The organism is Bacillus sp. FDAARGOS_527, from assembly GCF_003812125.1.
Taxonomy (GTDB): Bacteria; Bacillota; Bacilli; order Bacillales; family Bacillaceae_G; genus Bacillus_A; species Bacillus_A paranthracis.
Genome location: NZ_CP033795.1, coordinates 3,263,760 through 3,279,243, shown reverse-complemented (window position 1 = coordinate 3,279,243; position 15,484 = coordinate 3,263,760). Strand labels below are relative to the sequence as shown.

Genomic DNA, 15,484 nt, shown 5'->3' with positions numbered 1-15,484 from the left:
AGGGAAAAGATTGATTAATTTTAACTTTTTTATGAATGATGTTGTCCGCCAAGCGCGTGAAGAGATTGTCTCTGCTGGATATACAGAATTGACAACGCCAGAAGCAGTAGACGAAGCGTTTAAAAGAAATGGAACAACACTTGTAATGGTAAACTCTGTATGTGGTTGTGCAGGCGGTATTGCTCGTCCTGCTGCTGCGCATTCTGTACATTATGATAAACGTCCTAACCACCTTGTAACGGTGTTTGCAGGTCAAGATAAAGAAGCGACAGCAAGAGCTCGTGAATATTTCGAAGGGTATCCACCATCTTCTCCATCATTTGCTTTATTAAAAGATGGAAAAATTGTAACGATGGTAGAGCGTCATGAAATTGAAGGTCATGAACCGATGCAAGTTATTGCAAAACTACAATCGTATTTCGAAGAGAATTGCGAAGAACTATAATCAGTGGAGGTGGTTCATCCCAACTGATTATAAGTCCTTATAAAAATAAATGAAAAGGCGGTACGTCCACACTCAAGTGGATGTACCGCCTTTTTTTATTTCGTATTAAAATTTGTGGGATATGCATAGTTTTGTTATTTTATGCATCTTTTTATACACGGATAACTGTATTTTAACTTGTTTTATATTTATTTTTATTTTATATATTGCATAAAAATAAAAGTGCTGATACAATACAAACATCGAATAAATATTCTATTAAACTTTTAAATATACATTATTAGGGGGAAGAAAGATGAAGAAGTTATTATCAATATCGTTTGCACTTATTTTAATTGTAAGTATGTTTAGTGCCTGTAGTAATGGGGAAGAAAAGGCTACTGGAAAAAATAAAAAAGTACTTGTTATGGGGACTTCAGCAGATTATAAACCATATGAATACGTAGAAGCTTCAAAGAGTGATGAAATTATCGGCTTTGATGTTGATGTTGCTAAATATATCGGAAAAGAACTTGGTTATGAAGTGAAAGTGAAAGATATGGATTTTGGTGGTTTATTAGCATCTCTTAGCTCAGGAAAAGTTGATTTCGTAATGGCAGGTATGACGCCAACTGCAGAGCGTAAAAATAATGTTGATTTCACAGATATTTACTTTGTTGCGAAAAACATGGTCGTTTCTAAAAAGGACTCTAACATTAAATCTGTAGAGGATTTAAAAGGGAAAAAAGTAGGGGTACAAACAGGATCTATACAAGAAGAGAAAGCAGCAGAATTTAAAAAACAAGTAGATTTCAAAGTTGAGGGACGTGACCGTATACCAGAAATCGTACAAGAAATTAAAGCTGGTCGTTTTGATGCTGCAATTATAGAAGACACAGTTGCTAAAAATTATTTAGAGAAAATGAAAGAGTTACAAGGAATTGAAATTAAAGAAGCTCCAGAAGAAGTTGGAGCAGCAATTGCCCTTCCGAAAAACAGTGATAAAACAGCTGAATTTAATAAAGTAATTAAAAAAATGCAAGAAAATGGAGAAATGGATAAATTAGTGAAGAAATGGTTTGGCAGCGAAAAATAAGCTGCCTTTCACTTTTCTGTGAGGGGAATGAAAAGAATGAACTTAGATTTTTCGGCGATTACGCCTTCGATACCATATATATTAAAAGGTCTAGAAGTTACTTTGAAAATTGTAGCAGTATCAGCTTTAGCAGGGTTTCTTTTAGGGACGTTATTAGCACTTTGCAAAATTGCTAGAATACGAGCATTAAATATAGCGGCAGATCTTTATACATCAATTTTCCGTGGTACACCACTTGTATTGCAATTAATGATTATTTATTTCGGTGTCCCGCAAATAATTGGTTATGAAATACCGGCATTCTTAGCAGCTGTACTTGCATTTAGCTTAAATTCAGGTGCATATATGTCAGAAGTAATCCGTGCCGGCATTCAAGCGGTTGATAAAGGACAAACAGAAGCGGCGATGGCTTTAGGAATTCCATACGGAAAAATGATGCGAAATATCATTTTTCCTCAAGCTTTAAAAAATATATTACCGGCACTTGTAAACGAGTTTGCGACACTTACGAAAGAATCGGCTGTAGTAACAGTAATAGGAGCAACGGATTTAATGCGTCGTGCTTATATCGTAGGCGGGGAGACTTTTAAATACCTTGAACCATTACTTTTTGTTGGACTCATTTATTATATGCTAGTCATTATTCTTACATTAGTCGGGAAGGCAATTGAAGGGAGAATGAAGAAAAGTGATTAAAATTGAAAACCTTCATAAATCATTTGGAAAAAACGAAGTATTAAAAGGGATTACAACAACGATTGAAAAAGGGGAAGTAGTAGCAATTATTGGACCGTCTGGATCAGGGAAATCAACATTTTTACGTTGTATGAATGTGTTAGAAGCACCGACAAATGGTCACATTTGGATTGGAACGGAAGAAGTAACGAATCCAAAAACGAATATTATGCACGTTCGTGAAAATGTCGGAATGGTATTTCAGCATTTTCACCTATTTCCTCATATGACTGTATTAGAAAATATTACGTATGCTCCTATCAATGTAAAAGGAGTAACGAAACAAGAAGCTGAAAAGAAAGCCGAAAAACTTTTAGAAAAGGTCGGCTTATTAGATAAAAAAGATACGTATCCAAATCGTCTTTCGGGAGGACAAAAGCAACGTGTAGCAATTGCAAGAGCGTTAGCAATGGAACCAGAAGTAATGTTATTTGATGAACCGACATCAGCACTAGATCCAGAGATGGTAAAAGAAGTGTTAGAAGTTATGAAATCATTAGTTACGACAGGAATGACAATGGCGATTGTTACACATGAAATGGGATTTGCAAAAGAAGTAGCAGATCGTGTTCTCTTTTTAGATGGTGGAAAGCTTGTAGAAGATAGTGCGCCAGCAGAATTTTTTGCAGCACCGAAAAGTGAGCGTGCGCAACAATTTTTACAAAAGATATTGTAATATGTAAAGGTTACGTGAATAATAAGTAGAAAAGGATGACATTGTGTCATCCTTTTTTTATACTAACTGTAAATACGTTTATACATATAGGAGCAATGATATGTTCAAAATTGGATACCGTACAGTAAAAACAGCAATAGGGACAGGCGCAGCCGTTTTTATTGCACAGTTATTAGGGTTGGAATTTTATAGTTCAGCGGGTATTTTAGTTATATTATGCGTACAAAATACGAAACGTAAATCACTTCAAGTGTCGTTACACCGTTTTTTAGCCTGTGTATTATCAATGGTGTTCGCGTTTTGTATTTTTGAAACAATTGGATATACACCACTAGCAATTAGCGTACTATTACTTACGTTTATTCCGACTGCAGTCATGTTTAAAATTCAAGAAGGTATTGTTACGAGTTCAGTTATTGTGATGCATCTATATTCATTGAAACAAATTACATGGCTTATTGTTGGGAATGAAATTGCGATATTAACGATAGGGATTAGCGTGGCTCTATTAGTAAATATGTATATGCCAAGTAGTGAAAATAAGCTAAAAGAGTATCAAGGTAAAATAGAAAATAATTTTAAAACGATTTTGTTTGAAATGGTTGTATATTTACGAAACCGAGAAAGTAGTTGGAGCGGGGCAGAACTTATTGAAACTGAACAGATGCTAAATGAAGCTAGAGATTTATCGTTTAAGAAACTTGAGAATGCATTTATGCGAGAAGATGACTATTACTATCGCTATTTCAATATGCGTATGCAACAATTCGAAATTTTAGAGCGAATGATTCCGTTAGCAGCTTCTTTATCATGGACATATGAACAAGCGGACATGATTGCGGATGTGGTTGAAAACATTGGAAATGCTATTAGCCCTCAGAGTACCGGGGTTATTTCTTTAAGGCAGCTTCAAGAAATGCGAGAATTATTTAGAGATATGCCATTGCCGGCTACACGTGAAGAATTTGAGATACGTGCGAAACTTGTTCAACTTGTATACGAAATGGAACAATATTTACTCATTAAAAGTCGCTTTAAAGGAAAGGATAATATAAAAGAACTTATATAGAAGGTAGGAATTATCTATGCCGTATCTTCTCTCTTTCCTATTATGTCTTTCTTTATCGCCTATTTGGCCTCTTGGTGATAATCCGCGTGCCGGTGATCCTTTCATTATTGTAAATAAAGCGACGAATAAACTAGCTTATATTGACGATGGAAAGATTCAAAAGGTTTTTCCAGTCGCGACAGGAAAAACAAATGAATTAACCCCAGAGGGAACTTTTGATATTGTAATGAAAGCAAAGGACCCATATTATATTGCGAAGAATATTCCTGGGGGATCACCGAAAAATCCACTTGGATCTAGGTGGATGGGATTTAATGCAAGAGGAACTGATGGGAGTAAATATGGAATACATGGAACAAACCAACCGAGTTCAATTGGAAAGTATATTTCACAAGGATGTATAAGAATGAAGAAAAATGATGTGGAATATTTATTTGATCGCATTCCAATTGGAACGAAAGTATGGATTGTAAAATCGAAAAAGTCATTTCAGCAATTGGCAAAAGAAAAAGGAGCCATTGCATATGAAAAAGTCAACGAAAAAGTTGGCTTTTTCTATTGTAATAAGTTGTCTTGACATGTGTACATAACCATGCGTTAATGAGAGTATAGAAAGATAAAATGAGATAAAGGGGTTGCTCATATGTACTTGAATCCAAAACTTTCGTATATGCAGTTTTTTATGGGATTTCTATTTATTATTACATTCATATTGGCAACTTTTAATATATGTTCTTATCTTGTAGCGATTGTATGTATGGCATTACTCAATCTTACTTTTGTTATTGGGGCATTTCAGCAGAAACAATATACAAGTTTTGTGATAGCACTTGTAATGTCATTTTTCTTTAGTATTGTAGCGATTGTGCTTTACATAAAATAAACCATCTCGATTTCGAGATGGTTTATTTTATTATGTGTAAAAAGTAAAAAAAGGACGAACAGATCGTCCTTTTTACCAAAACATACTTGCGCCAGCAAGTAATGTTGTTACAAGCATAGAAATTAGCATTACATAAATCATAACTTTTTGAGCTTTTTTATGCATCGTTAAACCTCCTTGCAAATCAGTACAATATCATTGTAACGAGAAATGATATTGTGGACAAGGGGGAGAGAAATGACAAAATTCGAGAAGTGTGTGTAAAGTATAACAGGAAATTTGTATGTACGTAGAGAATATATAAGAATGATAGGGTATAAGTTTTTTGTTATGCAAGCTGAAGAATGGAGATACGATGATGAAAATATATGAAACAAATCGTTTGCATTTAAGGGAAATTGATGAGTCGTATGCTGAAAAAGTTCTTCAATATTACGACAGAAATCGTGAATTTTTAAAAGCCTGGGAAGAGTATAGACCGGATGATTTTTTTACGTTAGATTATCAAAAGAAAAAGTTACAAAAGGATAGAAAAGAGATCGCAGAAGGTAAAATCATCAGACTTTGGATTTTTAAAAAAGGTGATGATACGAAAATAATTGGATGTATTTCATTTAATTTAATTGTTCGTGGAATTTACCAATCTTGTGTACTCGGCTATAAATTAGATAAGGAAGAGTTAAACAAAGGTTATACGACAGAAGCGCTTAGAAAAGCGATTCAAGTTGCTTTTGAGGAATTTCAATTACATCGTATAGAAGCACCGATTATGCCACGAAATTTAGCATCTATACAAGTCGTAACGAAGATAGGTTTTCAGTATGAGGGCGTGTCTAGGAAGATGTTAATGGTTAATGGAGTGTGGGAAGATCATATGCGCTGGGTATTGTTAAATGAGTAATAGAAAGCAGATGGTTATCTAGACATATAAACCGTCTGTTTTTTGTCTTGTATTTCGAAACTTTTGCGAAATTCTGTTATAATTAATAGTGTTACATACATAATGGTAGTGCAGGAGGCGCAGTCTTATGATTAATCAAGAACGTTTAGTAAATGAATTTATGGAGTTAGTACAAGTAGATTCTGAAACGAAATTTGAAGCAGAAATTTGCAAAGTATTAACAAAGAAATTTACAGATTTAGGTGTAGAAGTATTTGAAGATGACACAATGGCTGTTACTGGGCATGGTGCAGGTAACTTAATTTGTACATTACCAGCAACAAAAGATGGTGTTGATACAATTTACTTTACTTCTCATATGGATACAGTAGTTCCTGGTAATGGAATTAAGCCTTCTATTAAAGATGGATATATCGTATCAGATGGTACTACGATTTTAGGTGCGGATGATAAAGCGGGATTAGCATCCATGTTCGAAGCAATCCGTGTTTTAAAAGAAAAAAATATCCCTCATGGTACAATTGAATTTATTATTACAGTTGGAGAAGAATCTGGTCTTGTTGGTGCAAAAGCATTAGATCGTGAGCGCATTACAGCGAAATATGGTTACGCGTTAGATAGCGATGGGAAAGTTGGCGAAATCGTTGTTGCAGCTCCAACACAAGCGAAAGTGAACGCGATTATTCGCGGGAAAACAGCTCATGCTGGTGTAGCACCAGAAAAAGGTGTATCTGCAATTACTATCGCAGCGAAAGCAATTGCGAAAATGCCACTTGGTCGTATTGATTCTGAAACAACTGCAAATATTGGACGTTTTGAAGGTGGTACACAAACGAATATCGTTTGCGATCATGTACAAATCTTTGCAGAAGCGCGTTCTTTAATCAATGAAAAAATGGAAGTACAAGTTGCGAAAATGAAAGAAGCATTTGAAACAACTGCAAAAGAAATGGGCGGCCAAGCAGATGTTGAAGTAAAGGTTATGTATCCAGGATTTAAATTTGCTGATGGCGATCACGTTGTAGAAGTTGCAAAACGCGCAGCTGAAAAAATTGGTCGTACACCTTCTCTTCACCAAAGTGGTGGCGGAAGTGATGCAAACGTAATTGCTGGACACGGAATTCCAACAGTTAACTTAGCAGTTGGTTATGAAGAAATTCATACAACAAACGAAAAGATTCCTGTTGAAGAATTAGCGAAAACAGCAGAATTAGTTGTTGCAATCATAGAGGAAGTAGCGAAATAATATAACAAAAAAGCGTGTAAATCAATTGTGATTTACACGCTTTTTACTTTGATTCGATTGCTTTTACAAGGCGGATAAGCCAATACAAGAAAATCCATGGCAGTATGTAAGTTGTTACTACATGGACTAGACGAGGAAAGAAACCAGCTATGTTTATATCAAATATAGGAAGAAGTAAATAATTGATTGCGACGATTAGTATAATTATGAGAAACGTATAATTGAGTTTATCAGTTGATTTCATAATAATCACCCCTAATTACAAAAATATCCACTTCATTTAAATTATAGCAATAAATATGATGGAAAAGAACAAGTAATAATTATAATTATTGTGCAAAATTTGCTATAATAAAAGAACGAACGTTCTGATTAGGGGGTGAGTACTATGCGAGAAATGTATCCAAAAAAAGGTCGTGTTATTTTACATGTAGATATGAATTGTTTTTTCGCATCTGTTGAAATTGCTCATGACTCATCGTTACAAGGGAAGCCGTTAGCGGTTGCTGGAAATGAAAAAGAAAGAAAAGGAATTATCATAACATGTAGTTATGAGGCGAGAGAATATGGAATACGTACAACGATGCCACTTTGGGAAGCGAAAAGGTTATGTCCGCAATTAATTGTAAGGCGCCCTAATTTTACATTATATCGCGAAGCTTCATTTCAAATGTTTCAAATTCTTTCCCGTTTTACGGAAAAAATACAACCAGTCTCAATAGATGAGGGATATTTAGATATTACAGATTGTTACGCACTCGGTTCGCCTCTTGAAATAGCAAAGATGATTCAGCAAGTGTTATTAACAGAGTTACAGTTGCCGTGTAGCATCGGAATTGCTCCAAACCTTTTCCTAGCAAAAACAGCTTCTGATATGAAAAAGCCTCTCGGTATTACCGTGCTCCGAAAACGAGATATTCCAGAAATGATTTGGCCGCTTCCGGTTGGAGCGATGCATGGAATTGGAGAAAAAACAGCTGAGAAATTAAAAGATATTCATATACAAACAATTGAACAGTTAGCAAAAGGAAATGAACATATCATTCGCGCTAAAATTGGAAAGCATGGTGTTGATTTACAAAGAAGGGCAAAAGGTGTGGATGATAGAGAAGTTGATCCGAGTCAAATGGGACAACATAAAAGCGTTGGTAATTCGATGACTTTTTCAAAGGATATGGATGAAGAAAAAGAATTACTTGATATGTTAGAAAGGCTATCAAAATCAGTGAGTAAAAGATTACAAAAGCGAACTCTTGTCAGCTATAATATTCAGATTATGATTAAATATCATGATAGGCGGACAGTAACGAGGAGTAAGCAATTGAAAAATGCCATTTGGGAAGAACGAGATATTTTTCAAGCGGCCTCTCGTTTATGGAAGCAACATTGGGACGGCGATTCCGTTCGTTTATTAGGTGTTACAGCTACTGAAATAGAGTGGAAGACTGAATCGGTGAAGCAATTAGATTTGTTTTCATTTGAAGAAGATGCGAAAGAAGAGCCGTTACTTGCTGTCATTGATCAAATTAATGATAAGTATGGAATGCCGCTTTTACAACGAGGTAGTCAATTATTACGTAAGCAAGAAAAGTCTTTTCAGCAAAAATTAGAAAATAAGTTTATGTAGAAGGTGTCATGAAGCTGTACATATCATGACACTTTCTATTTTTATAAAAATAGAAAGTGTCGTTTTTGCACTACAAGCAAAACAATTATTTAATAATAACTCAAGTAAAAAGATAATTTTAGATGAATTTGATTTAAGTATGTATACAAATTTTTTGACGGAATATGCCGATTTGCTAAATAAGTATAAATAAAAAGCACTGTAACCAGTGCTTTTTACGATAGATTAAGAGATTGTATGATTTTCAAAAATAACAATCTCTGAGTTATTTGCTGTTGAAACACGTTGTGCATAATATGTTAAAGCTGAAGAAATATATGTTGGTAACGAATCATTTGTATGTGTTGTTGTATATTCATGGATTAATTCTTTCAAAGTCGTCCATTCTAATTGTGCTGGGTGATCAGACACGAAAGAACTTACCCAGCGATCAAATGAAGACGAAAAATCAGTTTGTAAACGAAATGCTTCTTTCATAATAAAACGCTCCCTTAAAATGTAGTATAATCATTTTAACATAAAACACGAACGATATCCAAACTTTTTGAGTATAATGTTCGTGATATATAGTTGTCTAGATGATTGGTTATGTAAATTCGATTTGCCATTTGAAATAACATTCCGTAAGATGAAAGGTAGATTATATAAAGAGCTGGAGGAAAGAAAGTGGAATTTGTATTTTTAGGAACTGGTGCAGGTGTTCCTTCGAAAGGAAGGAACGTTTCAGCAATTGCTTTGCAATTGTTAGAAGAACGAGGACAAACTTGGTTATTTGATTGTGGCGAGGCGACGCAACATCAAATATTACATACATCAGTACGTCCACGCCGCATTGAAAAAATATTTATTACGCATTTACATGGTGATCATATTTTTGGATTGCCTGGCTTATTAGGAAGCCGTTCGTTTCAAGGAGGGACTACACCTTTAACAGTGTATGGACCAAAAGGAATTAAACAATTTATTGAAGTAGCATTATCAGTAAGTACGACACATGTAAAATACCCACTTGAAATTGTTGAGATAACAGAAGAAGGTACCGTGTTTGAAGATAATGAATTTCATGTGGAAACGAAAAGATTGTCACACGGTATTGAATGTTTTGGGTATCGTATTATAGAGAAAGATATACAAGGCGCCCTTTTAGTCGATAAATTGCTGGAGATGGGTGTGAAACCAGGTCCACTCTTTAAGCGTTTAAAAGATGGAGAAGTGGTTGAATTGGAAAATGGTACGATACTAAACGGACAAGATTTTATCGGCCCACCTCAAAAAGGAAGAATTATTACCATTTTAGGTGATACAAGATTTTGTGAAGCGAGTAGAGAGCTGGCACAAGACGCTGACGTACTAGTTCATGAAGCAACTTTTGCGGCAGAAGATGAACAACAAGCGTATGATTATTTTCATTCCACATCTAAGCAAGCTGCGAGTATTGCACTTCAGGCAAATGCAAAACGATTAATATTGACTCATATTAGTTCTCGTTATCAAGGGGATACGTATAAGGAATTATTGAAAGAGGCAAGAGAGCTATTTTCTAATACAGAAATAGCAACGGATTTAAAATCATTTCCAGTAGAAAGATAATAATGATATGAAAAAATGGCGACGAGAGGTTGCCATTTTTTTTTCTAAAAAAATTAAAATAAAACTGTTATCATTTTATGCTTATATTAGATGAAACAGAAAGTTTTAATGATGTGAAAATATAGGATAAAAATACATAGTATCGATTATTTAGAAAAACTGTTATATAAGTCAGACGACATACGAATGATACAAATAGCAAAAATGGATTCTTATTCAGAACTTTTAAAATTCATTAAAAGTAAGCGTTTTATTAAAAACAAGTTATAATGAGGGCAGATTATAATTTATCCCATTTTAATGGGCAGTAAGACTCTACCTCAAAATTCGCGAATGCGAGGAATTTAAGCGAGAGATAACTGCTCGTAAAAGCACGATTGTTGTGGGCTAATAATTATTGGGAATGGACAAAACTCCCGCTGATTATAGTTTCACTTGTTTATGCTATGCTTGTAAGGGGTTCTGTGTTAAACTTTGGATTGCTACAAGACTTTACTGTAGATTATCTTATATTATGTGTAAATGAAGGTAATACTAAGTTTCTTATTTCATATTATAACTGGTATTATTTCAGGATATATCGCTTCACTGTTATTCAAAAACGATCCAATTCGTACAGCGGGACAAATTCGTAGTACAACTGGAAAAGCAACCGATTTGGTAGCTTAATAGAATAGTAAAAAATTTTTTCATAGAGGTTTAGGGGGAGTTATGATGAAGTATCGCTCAGTATTTGATATTATCGGTCCAGTTATGATTGGTCCATCAAGTTCACATACAGCAGGCGCAGCAAGAATGGGGCAAGTTGCTCGCCAGCTGTTTCGTCATGAACCAGAAAGAGTAAGCATTTCATTATATGGATCATTTGCAAAGACGTATCGTGGGCATGGTACAGATGTAGCGCTAATAGGTGGGATATTAGGGTTTGAAACAGATGACTTACGTATTCCAGAGGCGCTAGAGATAGCAAAAGAGCGCGAAATTGAAGTGGAATTTATTGAAGAGGATGCCAATGCACCTCACCCAAATACAGCGAGAATTCGTTTGTATAAAGGTGAAGAAGAAATTGAAGTTGTTGCTTGCTCAATTGGTGGCGGTAAAATTGAAGTTGTAGAATTAAACGGATTCGATCTTCAATTATCAGGCACGAGTCCAGCACTACTTATTGTAAATAACGATCGCTTCGGTGCTATTGCAGCAGTAGCTTCAATCCTTGCGAAACACGAGATTAACATTAGTACAATGAGTGTTTCTCGTAAGGAAAAAGGAAGAAGAGCGCTTATGGTCATCGAAACAGATGAAATATTAGCAGATGAAGTGATTGAAGAAATAAAAGCGCAACAAAATATTTGTCAAGTAACTATTATGGAATAATTGCAGGGGGGACACACCATGTTTCGGAACGCAGCGGAACTAGTGGCGCAAGCTAAAGAACAAAATGTAAAAATCGCAGAAATTATGATTCAATGTGAAATGGAAACAAGAAGTATTTCACGTGAAGAAGTAATTGCTGGTATGGAAAAGAACTTAGTCGTGATGGAGCAAGCGGTAGAACGTGGTATTCGCGGAGTGAAATCACCAACTGGTTTAACTGGTGGAGATGCTGTAAAAGTTCAGGCGTATATGAAGAGTGGAAAAGGCTTATCTGGAGATACGATTTTGGACGCAGTGAGTAAAGCTGTTGCAACAAATGAAGTAAACGCAGCGATGGGAATTATTTGTGCAACACCAACAGCAGGGTCTGCTGGAACAGTGCCAGGTGTACTATTTGCACTAAGAGAAAAATTGCAGCCTACACGTGAAGAAATGATTGAATTCTTATTTACAGCGGGAGCTTTCGGTATGGTTGTTGCGAATAACGCTTGTATTTCTGGTGCAGCGGGAGGATGCCAAGCTGAAGTTGGTTCAGCAAGTGGAATGGCAGCTGCAGCTGCAGTTGAAATGGCTGGTGGAACACAAGAGCAAGCAGCTACAGCGATGGCAATTTCATTAAAGAACATGCTTGGTTTAGTATGCGATCCTGTTGCAGGACTTGTAGAAGTACCTTGCGTAAAACGTAATGCAGCAGGAGCTGCAAATGCGATGATTTCAGCTGATTTAGCATTAGCTGGTGTAACGAGTACTATTCCATGTGATGAAGTAATTGAGGCGATGTTTAGAATCGGACAAACGATGCCAGTAGCACTTCGTGAAACAGCTGAAGGTGGACTTGCAGCAACACCGACTGGTCGCCGTCTGCAAGAAGAGATTTTTGGGAAGACGAATAACTAAAAATATATGTTTATAAAAAATGGAGCTCAAGTAAGATTGAGCTCCATTTTTTATTTTTCTTTTGTTAATTGTTCTAACGTTTTCCCAAGGTTATGTGATCGTTGCGCTGCCTGTGTAATACAGGAAATAAGCGCTTGTTGAAATTGGTGTTCTTGTAATACTTCAATGCCCGCTTCGGTCGTTCCACCAGGAGAGGTAATTTCCTTTCGCAAAATAGACGGGTGTTTTTCACTTGCTTTTAGCATTTCAGCAGCACCAATCATCGTTTGGAGAATAAGTGACTTTGCAACATCTTCTTTTAAACCGATTTTTTTTGCAGCTTCTTCCATCGCTTCTACTACGTAATAAATATAAGCAGGCCCGCTTCCGGATAATGCAGTGACAGCATGCATCTCTTCTTCCTCTACAACAGAGACGAGACCGATCGTTTCAAATAAAGCTATGGCAGTTTGAATATGTTCCTTTGTTGCATGTTTTGAAGATGAGATAGCAGTAGCTGATTTTAAAATAGCTGCAGATGTATTTGGCATGGCACGAATAATCGGAACGTCTTTTTGAAGTAGATTTCTAATTGAATGAGTAGAAACACCTGCTAATAACGAAATAATAAGCAGGTTATTATGTATGTCTTCTTTAAAAGGGGTAAGCGCTTCTGCAACATCTTTTGGCTTCATTGCTAGAAAAAGAATATTTGTATTAGTAAGTAGTTCTTTTTTATTATGTGTACCTTTGACACCGTATTTGTTATGTAGCTCCTGTAACCTTGTCTCATTAGAACGATTACTTACAGTAATTTGTTCGCCTTTCACAACATTTGCATGTAACAAGCCACCAATAATCGCTTCAGCAATAGAGCCCGCACCGAGAAAGGAAATGTTTTGAATAGACATGATGTTCCTCCTTTAATTTTGGTTAGAAATTCTTATAAATGTACATACATTCGTTTTTTTCTAGGAAACACCTCTTTTTATCTGAAAATAATGACAAATATATAAGGAAGTTGTAAACTGAAGAAGTATTCATTTTTGAACCGGAAAGAGACAGGGGGGCTAAGCATGACGGCGATTCACCGAATGGAGATTCCTGTGCCATTTGCAGTTGAAACTGTGAATGTGTTTTTAGTTGAGGGGGAGACATTAACATTAATTGATACAGGGACGAATACAGAAGAGGCAAGAAATGCGTTAGAAAGTCAGTTAGGTACATTAGGATATACGATAGAAGATATTAAAACAGTAGTTATTACGCATCATCATGCGGATCATTGTGGGCTTTTAAATATATTTTCTGAGAAGACGAACATTATTGGACACCCTTGGAATGAGCCGTGGATCACGCAAAATCCAGAATTTTTAAAGCAATATCATGATTTTTTTAGAGAGACGGCTTTACAATTTGGTGTTCCAGCAGCATTTTTGAAAGACGAGGCGTTATTGACGACAAGGACACTGAAATATTCTTGTAATAGATCGTTAACGCATAATGTGAGAGAGGGAGATCGTATTGATTCAATGCCTGGTTTTACAGTAATTGAAACACCGGGTCATGCTTCCACTCATATTTCATTATATAGAGAATCTGATGGAATACTAATTGGAGGGGATGCTCTCATTAGTCATATTTCTTCGAATCCAATATTAGAACCACCATATGAAGGACAAACAGAAAGGGCGCGCCCGTTATTACAATATAATCAAACGTTAAAGCGTTTAAGTGAAATGAATATTTCACGCATTTTATCAGGACATGGAGAAGATGTTCTAAATGTGAAACAACTTATTGAAACGAGATTACAAAAGCAAGAAACACGTGCATTTAAAGTGCTTGAGTTATTAAAGGAAAAACCAATGACAGCATTTGAAGTATGTGTAAAACTATTTCCGGTATTGTATAAGGAACAATTGCCACTTACTATTTCAGAAACGGTTGGACAATTAGACTTTTTAGCATATAATCAACAAGTGATGATTGATGAATCTTCGCAACAATTGATTTATTATGCAAAGTAGGTGACAGCAATGACGGGACGTTTACAAAATAAAGTAATCGTCATTACAGGTGCTTCTAGTGGAATTGGAGAGCAAGTTGCAATGCAAGTTGCAGAGCAGGGGGCGACTCCAGTATTAATGGCTAGAACAGAAGAGAAATTAAAAGCGCTAGCAGACAAAATTAAAGAAACTTATAATACGCCTTGCTATTATTATGTATTAGATGTAAGTGAAGAGACGGAAGTACAATCTGTTTTTTCAAAAGTATTACAAGAGGTAGGACGTATTGATATATTAGTAAACAATGCGGGATTTGGTATTTTTAAAACGTTTGAAGATGCGTCAATGGATGAAGTGAAAGATATGTTCCAAGTAAATGTATTTGGATTAGTAGCTTGCACGAAAGCGGTACTACCTTATATGGTGAAAAGAAACGAAGGGCATATTATTAATATTGCTTCACTTGCTGGGAAAATTGCAACGCCGAAATCGAGTGCGTATGCAGCAACGAAACATGCAGTACTAGGATTTACGAATAGTTTACGCATGGAGTTGTCTAGTACGAATGTTTTCGTAACAGCGATTAATCCAGGTCCGATAGATACAAACTTTTTTGAAATAGCTGATCAATCCGGTACATATGTGAAAAATATGGGACGATACATGTTAAAACCAACATATGTAGCAGAGCAAATTGTAAAATCGATGCAAACGAAAAAGCGTGAAGTAAACTTACCGAAATGGATGGGTATTGGTCCGAAACTGTATGCTTTATTCCCAGGTTTATTTGAGCGTGTTGCAGGTAAATCATTAAGTAAAAAATAGGAGATTTCCATATGGAAATCTCCTATTTTTTTATCCCGCTTTAATGGGCAGTAAGACCCCCCTCAAAATTCAGCGAAAGCAAAGAAGTTAGGTGGGGGGGCGGGCTGCCCATAAAAGTCCGATTGGTTCAACTAATAATCAGTGGGGGATGAA

20 protein-coding genes and 1 pseudogene are annotated in these 15,484 nt (G+C 35.8%); 17 read left to right on the top strand and 4 right to left on the bottom strand.

Translation table 11 applies throughout. From position 1 onward, the window contains the following. Positions 1-31: 31 nt before the first annotated feature. From EGX95_RS19570 to EGX95_RS19535, 7 genes are all read left to right on the top strand, one after another. Positions 32-445, top strand: a complete 414-nt coding sequence (locus tag EGX95_RS19570; protein WP_001998211.1) for a BrxA/BrxB family bacilliredoxin — start codon at positions 32-34, stop codon at positions 443-445. A gap of 295 nt (positions 446-740) precedes the next feature. After that, positions 741-1,520 carry a transporter substrate-binding domain-containing protein gene (locus EGX95_RS19560; protein WP_000735474.1) on the top strand — a complete coding sequence of 260 codons (780 nt, stop codon included), beginning with the start codon at positions 741-743 and terminating at the stop codon, positions 1,518-1,520. A 36-nt stretch (positions 1,521-1,556) separates the two neighbouring features. After that, positions 1,557-2,216: an amino acid ABC transporter permease gene (locus EGX95_RS19555; RefSeq protein WP_001046921.1), complete on the top strand. Its 660-nt coding sequence runs from the start codon at positions 1,557-1,559 to the stop codon at positions 2,214-2,216. Continuing rightward, positions 2,209-2,931: an amino acid ABC transporter ATP-binding protein gene (locus EGX95_RS19550; protein WP_000590218.1), complete on the top strand. Its 723-nt coding sequence runs from the start codon at positions 2,209-2,211 to the stop codon at positions 2,929-2,931. Before EGX95_RS19555 ends, EGX95_RS19550 begins: the two co-directional genes overlap by 8 nt. Before the next feature lie 100 nt (positions 2,932-3,031). Then, complete coding sequence (locus EGX95_RS19545; protein WP_000472680.1) at positions 3,032-4,000, top strand: aromatic acid exporter family protein; 969 nt, start codon at positions 3,032-3,034, stop codon at positions 3,998-4,000. Between the two features lie 16 nt (positions 4,001-4,016). Next, a complete protein-coding gene (locus EGX95_RS19540) occupies positions 4,017-4,577 on the top strand; it encodes a L,D-transpeptidase (RefSeq protein ID WP_001146558.1) in 561 nt (186 codons plus the stop codon). A gap of 66 nt (positions 4,578-4,643) precedes the next feature. Continuing rightward, positions 4,644-4,883, top strand: a complete 240-nt coding sequence (locus EGX95_RS19535) for a DUF3894 domain-containing protein (protein WP_000281163.1) — start codon at positions 4,644-4,646, stop codon at positions 4,881-4,883. A 72-nt stretch (positions 4,884-4,955) separates the two neighbouring features. On the opposite strand, the gene prli42 is transcribed toward EGX95_RS19535, so the two are convergent. Next, the gene (gene prli42 / locus EGX95_RS30030) at positions 4,956-5,048 is read right to left on the bottom strand and encodes a stressosome-associated protein Prli42 (protein WP_000549038.1); all 93 of its coding nucleotides are present in this window, start codon (positions 5,046-5,048) and stop codon (positions 4,956-4,958) included. A 190-nt stretch (positions 5,049-5,238) separates the two neighbouring features. Between prli42 and EGX95_RS19530 the strand changes: the two genes are divergently transcribed. Both EGX95_RS19530 and EGX95_RS19525 read left to right on the top strand, forming a co-directional pair. Next, entirely contained in the window at positions 5,239-5,784 is a 546-nt protein-coding gene (locus EGX95_RS19530; RefSeq protein WP_001993297.1) for a GNAT family N-acetyltransferase, read from the top strand. A 127-nt stretch (positions 5,785-5,911) separates the two neighbouring features. Then, positions 5,912-7,030 carry a tripeptidase T gene (locus EGX95_RS19525; RefSeq protein ID WP_000609811.1) on the top strand — a complete coding sequence of 373 codons (1,119 nt, stop codon included), beginning with the start codon at positions 5,912-5,914 and terminating at the stop codon, positions 7,028-7,030. A 43-nt stretch (positions 7,031-7,073) separates the two neighbouring features. Here EGX95_RS19525 and EGX95_RS19520 read toward each other — a convergent pair whose 3' ends face one another. Continuing rightward, positions 7,074-7,274, bottom strand: coding sequence for a hypothetical protein (locus EGX95_RS19520; RefSeq protein ID WP_000842869.1), 201 nt, complete (start codon positions 7,272-7,274; stop codon positions 7,074-7,076). 144 nt (positions 7,275-7,418) lie between these two features. On the opposite strand from EGX95_RS19520, the gene EGX95_RS19515 reads away from it, so the two are divergent. Continuing rightward, the gene (locus tag EGX95_RS19515) at positions 7,419-8,657 is read left to right on the top strand and encodes a DNA polymerase IV (RefSeq protein ID WP_001208843.1); all 1,239 of its coding nucleotides are present in this window, start codon (positions 7,419-7,421) and stop codon (positions 8,655-8,657) included. A gap of 58 nt (positions 8,658-8,715) precedes the next feature. Further along, a pseudogene (locus EGX95_RS19510) lies at positions 8,716-8,850 on the top strand (DNA polymerase IV); the annotation flags it as partial. Positions 8,851-8,882: 32 nt separating this feature from the next. On the opposite strand, the gene EGX95_RS19505 reads toward EGX95_RS19510, so the two are convergent. Next, positions 8,883-9,134: a DUF3932 family protein gene (locus EGX95_RS19505; protein WP_000656491.1), complete on the bottom strand. Its 252-nt coding sequence runs from the start codon at positions 9,132-9,134 to the stop codon at positions 8,883-8,885. A 189-nt stretch (positions 9,135-9,323) separates the two neighbouring features. Between EGX95_RS19505 and rnz the strand changes: the two genes are divergently transcribed. The 4 genes from rnz to sdaAA all read left to right on the top strand — a co-directional run bounded on the left by rnz (position 9,324) and on the right by sdaAA (position 12,518). Then, positions 9,324-10,247: a ribonuclease Z gene (gene rnz / locus EGX95_RS19500; RefSeq protein ID WP_000397447.1), complete on the top strand. Its 924-nt coding sequence runs from the start codon at positions 9,324-9,326 to the stop codon at positions 10,245-10,247. Between the two features lie 377 nt (positions 10,248-10,624). Continuing rightward, the gene (locus EGX95_RS19495) at positions 10,625-10,882 is read left to right on the top strand and encodes a hypothetical protein (protein ID WP_042469397.1); all 258 of its coding nucleotides are present in this window, start codon (positions 10,625-10,627) and stop codon (positions 10,880-10,882) included. Between the two features lie 79 nt (positions 10,883-10,961). After that, a complete protein-coding gene (gene sdaAB / locus EGX95_RS19490; protein ID WP_000877446.1) occupies positions 10,962-11,621 on the top strand; it encodes an L-serine ammonia-lyase, iron-sulfur-dependent subunit beta in 660 nt (219 codons plus the stop codon). Between the two features lie 18 nt (positions 11,622-11,639). Further along, the gene (sdaAA, locus tag EGX95_RS19485; protein WP_000489463.1) at positions 11,640-12,518 is read left to right on the top strand and encodes an L-serine ammonia-lyase, iron-sulfur-dependent, subunit alpha; all 879 of its coding nucleotides are present in this window, start codon (positions 11,640-11,642) and stop codon (positions 12,516-12,518) included. A 50-nt stretch (positions 12,519-12,568) separates the two neighbouring features. Here the strand turns inward: sdaAA and proI are convergent, their stop codons facing one another. Further along, entirely contained in the window at positions 12,569-13,408 is an 840-nt protein-coding gene (gene proI, locus EGX95_RS19480; protein WP_000027267.1) for a pyrroline-5-carboxylate reductase ProI, read from the bottom strand. Between the two features lie 165 nt (positions 13,409-13,573). Here proI and EGX95_RS19475 point away from each other — a divergent pair, with 165 nt between their 5' ends. Continuing rightward, positions 13,574-14,527, top strand: a complete 954-nt coding sequence (locus EGX95_RS19475) for an MBL fold metallo-hydrolase (protein ID WP_000125137.1) — start codon at positions 13,574-13,576, stop codon at positions 14,525-14,527. A 9-nt stretch (positions 14,528-14,536) separates the two neighbouring features. After that, positions 14,537-15,331 carry an SDR family oxidoreductase gene (locus EGX95_RS19470; protein ID WP_000147804.1) on the top strand — a complete coding sequence of 265 codons (795 nt, stop codon included), beginning with the start codon at positions 14,537-14,539 and terminating at the stop codon, positions 15,329-15,331. Positions 15,332-15,484: the final 153 nt, after the last annotated feature.

Bases quoted from the DNA above. Each gene is read 5' to 3' on its own strand.
- EGX95_RS19570 (WP_001998211.1), top strand. From the start codon at position 32: ATGAATGATGTTGTCCGCCAAGCGCGTGAAGAGATTGTCTCTGCTGGA.
- EGX95_RS19560 (WP_000735474.1), top strand. From the start codon at position 741: ATGAAGAAGTTATTATCAATATCGTTTGCACTTATTTTAATTGTAAGT.
- EGX95_RS19555 (WP_001046921.1), top strand. From the start codon at position 1,557: ATGAACTTAGATTTTTCGGCGATTACGCCTTCGATACCATATATATTA.
- EGX95_RS19545 (WP_000472680.1), top strand. From the start codon at position 3,032: ATGTTCAAAATTGGATACCGTACAGTAAAAACAGCAATAGGGACAGGC.
- EGX95_RS19540 (WP_001146558.1), top strand. From the start codon at position 4,017: ATGCCGTATCTTCTCTCTTTCCTATTATGTCTTTCTTTATCGCCTATT.
- EGX95_RS19535 (WP_000281163.1), top strand. From the start codon at position 4,644: ATGTACTTGAATCCAAAACTTTCGTATATGCAGTTTTTTATGGGATTT.
- prli42 (WP_000549038.1), bottom strand. From the start codon at position 5,048: ATGCATAAAAAAGCTCAAAAAGTTATGATTTATGTAATGCTAATTTCT.
- EGX95_RS19530 (WP_001993297.1), top strand. From the start codon at position 5,239: ATGATGAAAATATATGAAACAAATCGTTTGCATTTAAGGGAAATTGAT.
- EGX95_RS19525 (WP_000609811.1), top strand. From the start codon at position 5,912: ATGATTAATCAAGAACGTTTAGTAAATGAATTTATGGAGTTAGTACAA.
- EGX95_RS19520 (WP_000842869.1), bottom strand. From the start codon at position 7,274: ATGAAATCAACTGATAAACTCAATTATACGTTTCTCATAATTATACTA.
- EGX95_RS19515 (WP_001208843.1), top strand. From the start codon at position 7,419: ATGCGAGAAATGTATCCAAAAAAAGGTCGTGTTATTTTACATGTAGAT.
- EGX95_RS19505 (WP_000656491.1), bottom strand. From the start codon at position 9,134: ATGAAAGAAGCATTTCGTTTACAAACTGATTTTTCGTCTTCATTTGAT.
- sdaAB (WP_000877446.1), top strand. From the start codon at position 10,962: ATGAAGTATCGCTCAGTATTTGATATTATCGGTCCAGTTATGATTGGT.
- sdaAA (WP_000489463.1), top strand. From the start codon at position 11,640: ATGTTTCGGAACGCAGCGGAACTAGTGGCGCAAGCTAAAGAACAAAAT.
- proI (WP_000027267.1), bottom strand. From the start codon at position 13,408: ATGTCTATTCAAAACATTTCCTTTCTCGGTGCGGGCTCTATTGCTGAA.
- EGX95_RS19475 (WP_000125137.1), top strand. From the start codon at position 13,574: ATGACGGCGATTCACCGAATGGAGATTCCTGTGCCATTTGCAGTTGAA.
- EGX95_RS19470 (WP_000147804.1), top strand. From the start codon at position 14,537: ATGACGGGACGTTTACAAAATAAAGTAATCGTCATTACAGGTGCTTCT.